The 11,087-nt window shown below is 68.7% G+C and carries 9 protein-coding genes; 2 read left to right on the forward strand and 7 right to left on the reverse strand.

Annotation, left to right across the window (positions count from 1 at the left end):
• Nucleotides 1-83 precede the first annotated feature (83 nt).
• On the reverse strand, nt 84-1,040 hold the full coding sequence (locus tag METY_RS19625) for a DMT family transporter (RefSeq protein ID WP_103123082.1): 957 nt from the start codon (nt 1,038-1,040) through the stop codon (nt 84-86).
• Nucleotides 1,041-1,194: 154 nt separating this feature from the next.
• Nucleotides 1,195-1,323: a hypothetical protein gene (locus METY_RS21645; RefSeq protein ID WP_255401037.1), complete on the reverse strand. Its 129-nt coding sequence runs from the start codon at nt 1,321-1,323 to the stop codon at nt 1,195-1,197.
• 243 nt (nt 1,324-1,566) lie between these two features.
• On the opposite strand from METY_RS21645, the gene glyS reads away from it, so the two are divergent.
• Entirely contained in the window at nt 1,567-3,636 is a 2,070-nt protein-coding gene (gene glyS, locus METY_RS19630) for a glycine--tRNA ligase subunit beta (protein ID WP_103123083.1), read from the forward strand.
• Between the two features lie 296 nt (nt 3,637-3,932).
• Here glyS and lpdA read toward each other — a convergent pair whose 3' ends face one another.
• Nucleotides 3,933-5,333, reverse strand: a complete 1,401-nt coding sequence (lpdA, locus tag METY_RS19635) for a dihydrolipoyl dehydrogenase (RefSeq protein WP_103123084.1) — start codon at nt 5,331-5,333, stop codon at nt 3,933-3,935.
• A 179-nt stretch (nt 5,334-5,512) separates the two neighbouring features.
• On the opposite strand from lpdA, the gene METY_RS19640 reads away from it, so the two are divergent.
• The gene (locus tag METY_RS19640; RefSeq protein ID WP_103123085.1) at nt 5,513-5,893 is read left to right on the forward strand and encodes an SWIB/MDM2 domain-containing protein; all 381 of its coding nucleotides are present in this window, start codon (nt 5,513-5,515) and stop codon (nt 5,891-5,893) included.
• 103 nt (nt 5,894-5,996) lie between these two features.
• On the opposite strand, the gene METY_RS19645 is transcribed toward METY_RS19640, so the two are convergent.
• The 4 genes from METY_RS19645 to METY_RS19660 form a co-directional block, all read right to left on the reverse strand.
• Complete coding sequence (locus tag METY_RS19645) at nt 5,997-6,260, reverse strand: hypothetical protein (RefSeq protein WP_103123086.1); 264 nt, start codon at nt 6,258-6,260, stop codon at nt 5,997-5,999.
• Entirely contained in the window at nt 6,257-6,607 is a 351-nt protein-coding gene (locus METY_RS19650) for a hypothetical protein (RefSeq protein ID WP_103123087.1), read from the reverse strand. Before METY_RS19650 ends, METY_RS19645 begins: the two co-directional genes overlap by 4 nt.
• Nucleotides 6,608-6,619: 12 nt before the next feature.
• Nucleotides 6,620-7,885 carry a 2-oxoglutarate dehydrogenase complex dihydrolipoyllysine-residue succinyltransferase gene (gene odhB / locus METY_RS19655; RefSeq protein ID WP_103123088.1) on the reverse strand — a complete coding sequence of 422 codons (1,266 nt, stop codon included), beginning with the start codon at nt 7,883-7,885 and terminating at the stop codon, nt 6,620-6,622.
• Nucleotides 7,886-7,980: 95 nt separating this feature from the next.
• Entirely contained in the window at nt 7,981-10,935 is a 2,955-nt protein-coding gene (locus METY_RS19660; protein ID WP_103123089.1) for a 2-oxoglutarate dehydrogenase E1 component, read from the reverse strand.
• Nucleotides 10,936-11,087: the final 152 nt, after the last annotated feature.

Genomic DNA, 11,087 nt, shown 5'->3' on the forward strand with positions numbered 1-11,087 from the left:
GAGCGGCCCGCGTCCGCCTTCACGAACAGGGGAGCTAGGGCGCTACGGCCGCGTCGTCGACTCCGCGAGGCGCCGGTCTTCGGTCAGCGCCGCTCCGCCCAGGTGAACCAGCCGACGCCGGCGAGCACCAAGGCGGCGCCGGCCAGGTCGACCGCGGTGATCCGTTCGCCGAGGAACAGCGCCGCCAGCACCAGTGTCGCGATCGGGCTCACCGTGCCGATGGCGGCGTTGGCCTGCGCCGAGATCCGGTGCAGCGCGGCCGACAGCAGGAAGCTCGGCAGGATGGTGCTCAGCACCGCGATCATGGCGGCGTAAGTCCACGCCTTCGCCGACAGCTCCCCGAGCACGCCGAGATCCCGAACCACGAAGAACTGCAGGATGGCCGCCCCGGCGGCCCCGGTCATCGCGATGCAGGTGAAGAGCTTCGGGCCGAGCCTGGCGATCTGTCCCTTCGCGAACAGCTGATAGAGCGCGAAGGCGAGCGCGGAGGCGAGCACGAGCGCCGCGCCGTCGCGCGTGGCGTCGAAGCCCGCCGCCTCCATGTCCTTGGTGAAGACGAGCGCGAGCCCGCCGTAGCTCAACGCGAAGGCGAACAGCGCCTTCAGGCGGAACGGCTGGCCGAAGAAGGCCGCGCCGAGCAGCACCGTGAACAGCGGATAGGTGAACAGAATCAGCCGTTCGAACGGCGCGGAGATGTAGGCGAGGCCGAGGAAATCCACGTAGCTCGCGAACCAGTAGCCGAGCAGACCGACCGCGAGCGAGGCGGCGAGGGTCCGCCCGTCGAGCGCCGCGGGCCTGCCTGTCCGCGCCACCGCCATCAGCCCGATCGCCAGGTAGACCGGGACCGACAGCCCCATGCGCAGCGCAAGCAGCGTCTCGGTGTCGACGCCCTCGGCGTAGGCGAACTTGATCAGGACGCCCTTGCTGGAGAACAGGATCGCGCCGGCCGCGGCGAGCGCGTAACCGCCCCAAGGCGCCGCGGCGCGGACGCGCGTCGGCGTCGTGACGACTTCGGGATCGGCGGGGGTGGTGGCGGACATCGCGGAACCTCTCGTCCGCGGGTATCACGCGGGCGGGAGACGGCAAACGCCGAAGCGCGCAGGGCTGCCTTGTTCAGGCGCTGAAAAAGCGAACGGCCCAGGCGGAGGACCCGGACCGTTCGGGCAAGGCCAAGAAGTTGGAGTTTCGAACGCGTCAGGTGCCGGTGTGGTTGGACTGGGTCGCCGCGGTCGTGTTCTTGCGGGCGCAGGGCTCGGCCGAAGCCGGCGCCGCGACGGCGACGCCGAGGGCTACGGCGAGCAGCGTGGCGGTCAACGTCTTCATCGTCGCTCTCCTCGTCAGACAGCGGGCGGGATCGCCCGCAGCCCGATCAGGCTACCACTGGTCAGCGACGCGCCAAGCCCAAAGGGCAGGCGCCCGGTTCACGCTTTCGCGCGTGGAGGCGGGACACATGCGTGCGGAACGCGCGCGGCGCCGTCATGCCCGCTCGTCTCTGGCGCAGCGGTCGGCTTTCGACTATCGACGGCGCGACGCCTTCTCCTGCCCTCTCCTCCTTCCGGAGACGAGATGCCCGACCTTCTGCTTGAGCTGTTCTCGGAAGAGATCCCCGCCCGCATGCAGGCCCGCGCGGCCGACGACCTGAAGGCGCTGGTGACCAACGCGCTGGTGGAGCGCGGCCTCACTTACGAGGGCGCCAAGGCCTTCGCGACGCCGCGGCGGCTGACGCTGGTCGTCGGCGGCCTCCCCGCCCGCCAGCCGGACCGGCACGAGGAGCGCAAGGGTCCTCGGGTCGGCGCGCCGGAGAAGGCGCTGGAGGGCTTCCTCAAAGCGGCCGGCCTCGCCTCGATCGACCAGGCGACCGTGCAGGCCGATCCCAAGGGCGACTTCTACGTCGCCCGCATCCACAAGCACGGCGCGGCCACCACCGAGGTCATCGCCGCGATCGTCCCCGAGATCGTGCGCTCCTTCCCCTGGCCGAAGTCCATGCGCTGGGGGACCGGAACGCTGCGCTGGGTGCGGCCGCTGCACTCGATCGTCGCGACCTTTGGGGTTCCGCAGGAGGAGCCCGAGGTCATCCGCTTCGAGATCGACGGCATCGTCTCCGGCGACGTCACCCGCGGCCACCGCGTGCATGCGCCGGGCGAGATCCGCGTGCGCCGCTTCGACGACTACGTGGCGAGCCTGGAAAAGGCCCACGTCGTGCTCGACGCCGAGCGCCGCCGCGACATCATTCGCGCCGACGCGCGGACGCTCGCCCAGGCGCAGAACCTCGAGCTGGTCGAGGACGAGGGCCTGGTCGAGGAGGTTGCGGGGCTGGTGGAGTGGCCTGTCGTGCTGATGGGCGAGTTCGAGGCGGAGTTCCTGGAAGTGCCGGACGAGGTGATCCGCGCCACCATCCGCGCCAATCAGAAGTGCTTCGTGCTGAAGGATCCGGCGACGGGTCGCCTCACCAACCGCTTCATCCTGGTCGCGAACCTCGAGGCCAGCGACGGCGGCAAGGCCATCGTCCACGGCAACGAGCGCGTGGTGCGCGCCCGCCTCTCCGACGCGCGCTTCTTCTGGGAGACGGACAAGAAGGTCCGGCTCGAGGACCGGCTGGAGAAGCTGAAGAGCATCACCTTCCACGCCAGGCTCGGAACGCAGTACGAGCGGGTGGAGCGCATCGCGCGGCTGGCGAAGGAGCTCGCCCCGCTGGTGGGCGCCGACCCCGCGAAGGCCGAGACCGCCGCCTGGCTCGCCAAGGCCGACCTCGTCACCGAGATGGTCGGCGAGTTCCCCGAACTGCAAGGCCTGATGGGGCGCTACTACGCCGCGGCCGAGGGTCTCGACCCCGAGATCGCCGCCGCGCTGGAGGAGCACTACAAGCCGCAAGGGCCCTCGGACCGCATCCCGACCGCCCCGGTCTCGATCGCCGTCGCGCTCGCCGACAAGATCCACACGCTGGTCGGTTTCTGGGCGATCGACGAGAAGCCCACGGGCAGCAAGGACCCTTACGCGCTGCGGCGCGCCGCGCTGGGGGTGGTTCGGATCATTCTGGAGAACGGGCTGCGGCTGAGCCTTCTCGACGTGGTCGATGGCGCGTCGAAGGCGGGGATCGGCCCCGACCTCCTCGCCTTCCTCGCCGACCGCCTGAAGGTCCAGCTTCGGGACCAGGGCAAGCGGCACGATCTCGTCGACGCCGTGTTCGCTGCGGGCGACGGGGCGGCCAACGACGACCTCGTGCTCGTCGTCCGGCGGGTCGAGGCGCTGGAGACGCTGCTTTCGACCGAAGACGGCAAGAACCTGCTCGCGGGCTATCGCCGCGCGGCGAACATCCTGAAGGCCGAGGAGAAAAAGGACGGCCCCGGCGCGTTCGAGGCGGCGCCCGATGCCGGGTTGCTGACCGAGCCCGCCGAGCGCGACCTTTCGGCGGCGCTCGACGCCGCGGAGCCCGCCGCGACCGAGGCGCTGGCGCGGGAGGACTTCACCGCCGCGACCACGGCGCTGGCGAAGCTGCGGCCGCAGGTCGACGCCTTCTTCGACCAGATCATGGTCAACGCGCCCGAGGTCGAGCTTCGCGCCAACCGCCTGAAGCTGCTGGCGCGCCTGCGCCGGGCGGTCCGCGCCGTCGCCGATTTCGATCGCATCGCGGGCTGAGCGCCGCGGCGTCGAGCAGGCCGTCGTCCTTCGGCTCGACCGGAGCGCACATCTGCGGCGCGGGCTACGGCTTCGACGTGGATGGTCCGGTTAAGCCGGACCATGACGGCGCGGGTGGAACGAGGGCGCGCTTAGATCGCGGTCATGCTTAGGGGTATCGCCTTCATGCCCGGCGAAGCCGGGCATCCACGACTTGGACGTCGAGCGCGGCCCGAAGTCTTGGATGCCGCGCGAAGGCGCGGGCATGACGGCGCGGTTGAACGAGGCGAGGTAGGGGGACGAAACGCCCCCTCCCCTCACATGTGGATGGCGCGGCCTTCCACGGCGAGCGCGGCCTCCTTCACCGCTTCGGCCAGCGTCGGGTGCGCATGGCAGGTGCGGGCGATGTCTTCCGACGAGGCGCCGAACTCCATGGCGATCGCGGCCTCCGCGATCAGGTCGCCGGCGCGCGGCCCCACGATGTGGACGCCGAGCACCCGGTCGGTCTTGGCGTCGGCCAGCACCTTCACGAAGCCCTCCGTCGTGCCGTTGGCCTTGGCGCGGCCGTTGGCGGTGAAGGGGAACTTGCCGGCCGTGTACTGCGCTCCGTCCGCCTTCAGCTCCTCCTCGGTCCTGCCCACCGAGGCGACCTCGGGGTAGGTGTAGACCACGCTCGGGATGACGTCGTAGTTCACGTGGCCGGCCTTGCCCGCGAGGATCTCCGCGATCGCCATGCCCTCGTCTTCGGCCTTGTGGGCGAGCATAGGGCCGGCGATGACGTCGCCGATGGCGTAGATCCCGTCGACGCTGGACTTGAAGTGCCCGTCGGTCTTCACGCGGCCGCGCTCGTCGAGCGCGACGCCGACCTCCTCCAGGCCGAGGCCGGCGGTGTAGGGCACGCGGCCGATGGCGACCAGCACCACGTCCGCCTCCAGCGTCGCCGCCTCGCCGCCCTTGGCGGGCTCGACCGTGACCTTCAGCCCCTCGCCCGCCTTCTCGGCGCCCGTGACCTTGGAGCCGAGCTTAAAGGCGACGCCCTGCTTCTCCAGCAGGCGCTGGAACTGCTTGGCGACGTCGGAATCCATGCCGGGCAGGATGCGGTCGAGGAACTCGACGACGGTGACCTCGGCGCCGAGACGCCGCCACACGGAGCCGAGCTCCAGGCCGATGACGCCCGCGCCGACCACCAGCAGCTTGCCCGGAACCTGCTTCAGCGTCAGCGCGCCGGTCGAGGACACGATGGTCTCCTCGTCGATGTCGAGGCCGCGCAGCTTCGCGACGTCGGACCCGGTCGCGATCACGATCGCCTTGGTCTCGAGCGTCTGGGGGGCGCCGTCCTCGGGCGTCACCTCGACCTTGCCGGCCCCGAGGATCTTGCCCACGCCATGGAAGGCGTCGATCTTGTTCTTCTTCAGCAGGAAGGCGACGCCCTTGGTGTTGCCGTCCACGCCCTCGTCCTTGAAGGCCATCATGGCGGGGAGGTCGAGCTCAGGCGCCGGGACCTTGATGCCCATCTTGCCGAACTTGTGGCCGGCCTCCTCAAACAGCTCGGAGGCGTGCAGCAGCGCCTTGGAGGGGATGCAACCCACGTTCAGGCAGGTGCCGCCGTGGGTGGCGCGCTTCTCCACCACCGCCACCTTGAGGCCGAGCTGCGCGGCGCGGATCGCGCAGACATAGCCGCCGGGGCCGGTGCCGATGACGATGAGGTCGTAAGCCATCTGTCTCTTTCGCTTCGGGTCGTGGGTCAGGCCGCGCGCTGCGGCGCGTCGTGAGGAGAATGGCGCGCCGCGAAGACGCGTGCTGAAAAGGGAACGACTTCGGGGCGGTCGCGGTTGAATCGCTCGAAGCGGCGACCACGCGGCCGCTGGGCCCTGCACCTCGAGAAGGAACAATCGACATGGCGGCCGCCAAAAAGACCGAGACCAAGACCGCAGCGAAGACGTCCGCAGCCAAGGCTGAAACCAAGAGCCCGGCGAAGCCGAAGGCTCCGGCCAAGGCCAAATCCGCTGACAAGCCCAAGTCGTCTGGGGCGAAGAAGCCCAACGCTCTCAGCGTCGAGGTCAAGCCCTCGGCCGACCTCGCCGCCATCGTCGGCGACAAGCCGCTGCCCCGCAGCGAGGTCGTCAGCAAGACTTGGGACTACATCAAGAAGCATAAGCTTCAGAACCCCGATGACGGCCGCGAAATCCTGGCCGACGCCAACCTCGAGAAGATCTTCGGGAAGAAGAAGGCGACGATGTTCGAGATGAACAAGTTCCTCAACGCGCATCTGAGCTGAGACGCCACGGGGCCGCCAGACGCTGGTCGGCTGGCGGCCTCGATTAAACGCGAACGTCCGAGGCGCCGTCACGGATCGATGTGGCACCCGCGCCTCCCCCCGCTCAGCCGTTCCGGGCGCCGCCGGCCGGCTTGGACGCGCGCGCCAAAAGCGCGGCGGTCCCGCGATTGACCACAAAGATCAGCGCCGACAGTCCGATCAGCCACGGCAGGACCGGCGAGAGGGCGTCGATGGTCTTGTCGAGGTCGCCCGGATGGATCGTCATGATCCCGCCGATAACGACCATCCCCAAGACCGCCATCAGGGATTGACGATCCGCCGCCTTCTTGCGCGCCGCGGCGATGGTTTCTGAACGGTTCTCTGTCATCGGCCGTCCATCGCGATACGCCACGTTGAAAGAACGTCGGGATTGGTCACGGTTTCTCCAGTCGAACGGAGCCGATACTCGCCGGGCTTCGCTCGCTCGAACCAACTCAGTGCAGGGGGAAGCACAAGCATTTCCCCTTTCCAACGGCCCTCGCAGGCGACCGAGATCCCGGTGACAGGGTCCGTCAAGATCACCTGATCATGATACTGGCCGACGAGATCGCCATCATCGAAGGCCCAGGTGACGCCGACGAGGGCATACTGCCCGAGCAGCCACTCCGCCTCGGCCGCGTCCCAGGGCTCCGGGGCGGGCTGATCGGAGCCTATGAAGGACGGAGGCGGCTGCAAAGGGGGTGACCCTCACAGATCCATCACCAGCCGCGACGGATCTTCCAGGCTCTCTTTCACGCGGACCAGGAAGGTGACCGCCTCCTTGCCGTCGACCACACGGTGGTCGTAGCTCAGCGCGAGATACATCATCGGCCGGATCTCGATCTTGCCTCCGACGGCCATCGGCCTCTCCTGGATCTTGTGCATGCCGAGGATGCCGGACTGCGGCGCGTTCAGGATCGGCGTCGACATCAGCGAGCCGTAGATGCCGCCGTTGGTGATCGTGAAGGTGCCGCCCTGCATCTCCTCGATGCCGAGCTTGCCGTCGCGGGCGCGCCGGCCGAAGTCGGTGATCTTCTTCTCGATGCCGGCGAGGCCGAGCGCGTCGGCGTCGCGCACGACAGGCACCACCAGGCCCTTCTCGGTGCCGACCGCGATGCCGACGTGGTAATAGTTCTTGTAGACGAGGTCATTGCCGTCGATCTCGGCGTTGACCGCCGGCAGATCCTTCAGCGCCTGAATCACGGCCTTCACGAAGAAGCCCATGAAGCCAAGCTTCACGCCGTGCTTCTTCTCGAACACGTCCTTGTACTTCGCGCGCAGCGCCATGACCTCGGTCATGTCGACCTCGTTGAAGGTCGTCAGCATGGCTGCGGTGTTCTGCGCGTCCTTGAGGCGCCGGGCGATGGTCTGGCGCAGCTTGGTCAGCTTCACCCGTTCCTCACGGGACGCGTCGTCCGGCGCGGAGGGCGCGCGGGCCTGAACGGCGGGCTGAGGCGCAGGCGCCTTGGCGCCGCTCTCGACCGCGACCAGCATGTCGCCCTTGGTCACGCGGCCGTCCTTGCCGGTGCCCTGCACAGTCGCGGGGTCGACGCCGCTCTCGGCGCCGATGCGGCGCACCGAGGGGGCCTGGCCGGCGTCGGCCGGCGCATGGCCGCCGTTCGCCTTCGGAGCCTCCTTGGACTTGGTCTCGTTGGCGTTGTCCTTGATCACGGGCTCGGCCGCCTTGGCCGGCTCCGCCGGCTTCGCTTCGGCCTTGGGCGCGGGCGCTGCGCCCTCGCCCGCCTCGATCGACCCTAGCAGCGCGTCGACGCCGACGGTGTCGCCCTCGTTCGCCTCGATCGCGCCGAGGACGCCGGCGGCGGGCGCCGGCACCTCAAGCGTCACCTTGTCGGTCTCGAGCTCGACGATCGGCTCGTCGACGGCGACCGCCTCGCCCGGCTTCTTGAACCACCGGCCGATGGTGGCCTCGGTCACGGATTCGCCAAGCGTCGGCACGCGGATTTCGGTCGCCATCGAAGTCTCCCATGGGGCCGGCGCTCGTCGCCGTCCCGCTTCAGCTCTCAACGTTCAGTCAGCGGTCAGTTCGATCGTTCTGGCGGGGCGGCCGGTCAGTCGCCCAGCGCCTCGTTCAGGAACGCCTGCAGCTGGGCCAGATGCTTCGACATCAGGCCGGTCGCCGTCGCGGCGGAGGCCGGGCGCCCGGCGTAGCGCGGGCGGCGGTGCGCCGCGCCGACGGTGTTCAGCGCCCACTCGATGTAGGTCTCGACGAAGAACCAGGCTCCCATGTTCTTGGGCTCCTCCTGGCACCACACCACCTCGGCCTGCTTGAAGCGCGAGAGCTCGTTGACGAGCGCCTTGGCCGGGAACGGGTAGAGCTGCTCGACGCGCAGGAGGTAGACGTCGTCCACCCCGCGCTTCTCCCGCTCCTCCAACAGGTCGTAATAGACCTTGCCGGAGCACAGCACGACGCGGCGGATCTCGGCGTCCGGCTTGAGAGCCAGCGTGGAGCCGGGGCTCATCTGCGCGTCGTCCCACAGCAGGCGGTGGAACGAGGTGCCCGCGTCCATCATCGACAGCGGCGACACCGCGCGCTTGTGGCGGAGCAGCGACTTCGGCGTCATCAGGATCAGCGGCTTCCGGAAGTCGCGGACGAGCTGGCGGCGCAGGATGTGGAAGTAGTTCGCCGGCGTGGTGCAGTTCGCGACCTGCATGTTGTCCTCGGCGCACATCTGCAGGTAGCGCTCGAGCCGGGCGGAGGAGTGCTCCGGACCCTGGCCTTCGTAGCCGTGCGGCAGCAGCATCACGAGGCCCGACATGCGCAACCACTTGCGCTCGCCGGACGACAGGAACTGGTCGACGACGACCTGGGCTCCGTTGGCGAAGTCGCCGAACTGCGCCTCCCACAGCGTCAGGGCGTTGGGCTCGGCCAGGGTGTAGCCGTACTCGAAGCCCAGCACCGCCTCTTCCGAGAGCATCGAGTTGATGACCTCGAACCGGCCCTGGTTGTCCGAGAGCGCGTTGAGCGGGACGGCCCGGTCCTCGGTCTCCTGGTCGACCAGCACGCAGTGGCGCTGGCTGAAGGTGCCGCGCTCCACGTCCTGGCCGGACAGCCGCACCGGCTTGCCGTCGACGAGCAGCGAGGCGAAGGCGAGCGCCTCGCCCATCGACCAGTCGACGCCTTCGCCCGTCTCCGTCATCTTCCGGCGGTTTTCGAGCATGCGCAGGATCGTGCGGTGGGCCTTGAAGCCCTCCGGCAGCGTCGTGAGCTTCTGGCCCAGCTCCTTCAGCCGCTCGATCTCGACGCCGGTCTTGCCGCGGCGCGCGTCGTCCACGTCGCGCGAGGCCTTGATGCCGGACCAGCGGCCGTCGAGCCAGTCGGCCTTGTTCGGCTTGTAGGCCTGGCCGCTCTCATACTCGCCCTCGAGGCGGGCGCGGAACGCGGCGCGGATCTCGTCCACCTCGCCGGGCTTGATCACGCCCTCCTGCTCCAGCCGCTTGGAGTAGATCTCCAGCGAGGTCGGGTGGCTGCGGATGACCTTGTACATCCGCGGCTGCGTGAAGGCCGGCTCGTCGCCTTCGTTATGGCCGAAGCGGCGGTAACAGAAGATGTCGATGACCACCGGCTTGTGGAACTTCTGCCGAAACTCGGTCGCGATCTTCGCCGCGAAGGTGACGGCTTCCGGGTCGTCGCCGTTCACGTGGAAGATCGGCGCCTCGATGGTCTTCGCGACGTCCGAGGGATAGGGCGACGAGCGCGCGTAGCGCGGGCTCGTAGTGAAGCCGATCTGGTTGTTGATGATGACGTGGATCGAGCCGCCGGTGCGGTGGCCCTTCAGGCCAGACAGGCCGAAGCACTCCGCGACCACGCCCTGCCCCGCGAAGGCGGCGTCGCCGTGGATCAGCAGCGGCAGCACCTTGGTCCGGTCGCTGTCCTTCCACTGGTCCTGCTTGGCGCGCACCTTGCCCAGCACCACCGGATCGACGATCTCGAGATGCGAGGGGTTGGCGGTCAGCGAGAGATGGACGGAGTTGCCGTCGAACTCGCGGTCGGACGAGGCGCCGAGGTGGTACTTGACGTCGCCGGAGCCCTCGACCTCCTCGGGCGTCCAGGAGCCGCCCTTGAACTCGTGGAAGATCGCGCGGTGCGGCTTGCCGAGCACCTGAGCGAGGATGTTCAGGCGGCCGCGGTGGGCCATGCCGAACACGATCTCGCGCACGCCGAGCGCGCCGCCGCGCTTGATGATCTGCTCCAGCGCCGGGACGATGGACTCGCCGCCGTCGAGGCCGAAGCGCTTGGTTCCGGTGTACTTGACGTCGAGGAACTTCTCGAAGCCCTCGGCCTCCACCAGCTTGGTCAGGATCGCGCGCTTGCCCTCGGGGGTGAAGGCGACGCCCTTGTCCGGCCCCTCGATGCGCTCCTGGATCCAGGCCTTCTCGGCCGGCTCCGAGATGTGCATGAACTCGACGCCGAGCGTTGAGCAGTAGGTGCGCTTCAGGATCGCGAGCATCTCGCGCACGGTCGCGAACTCAAGCCCGAGCACGTAGTCGATGAAGATCTTGCGGTCGAGGTCGCCCTCGGAGAAGCCGTAGGACGCGGGGTCGAGCTCCTCGCGGTCGGGACGGGGCTCAAGCTTCAACGGATCGAGGTCAGCCGCGAGATGACCGCGGATTCGGTAGGCGCGGATCATCATCAGCGCGCGGGTCGAGTCGCGGGTCGCGGCGCGGATCTGCTCCGGCGTCAGCCCCTGGCCTTTGGCCTCGGACTTCGCCTTGATCTTGTCGCCGATGACGATTTCGGCGGCGCCCCAGTTCCCGTCGAGCGCCGAGACCAGTTCGCCGTTCGCGGGCACCGGCCAATTCGGCTTCTCCCAGGACGGGCCCTCCGCGGTCTTCTCAACCGCGTCCGACGGGTCGCCGAGATCCTCGAAGAAGGCCCGCCACTGCGGGTCCACCGAGGACGGATCCTTCTGGTAGCGCGCCTGAAGGTCCTCGATATAGGCGGCGTTTCCGCCCCAGAGGAAGGAGGTGCGGTTGAAAGCCTCGTTCGCCGCCTGGCGTGACATCGGATTAGACCTTGCGTTGATTTCGGAGCTCGCCCCTTGCGTCCATATGGGGGCGACGGTTCAGTTTTGAACGTCCGGAACGCGATTGCACTCTGATCGTGGCGTCATTCGGACGCCGGTTAAAACGAGCAAGAACGGCGCCGCCGTCCTCA

Origin of the sequence: Methylopila sp. Yamaguchi (genome assembly GCF_002897035.1) — a bacterium.
Lineage (GTDB): Bacteria > Pseudomonadota > Alphaproteobacteria > Rhizobiales > Methylopilaceae > Methylopila.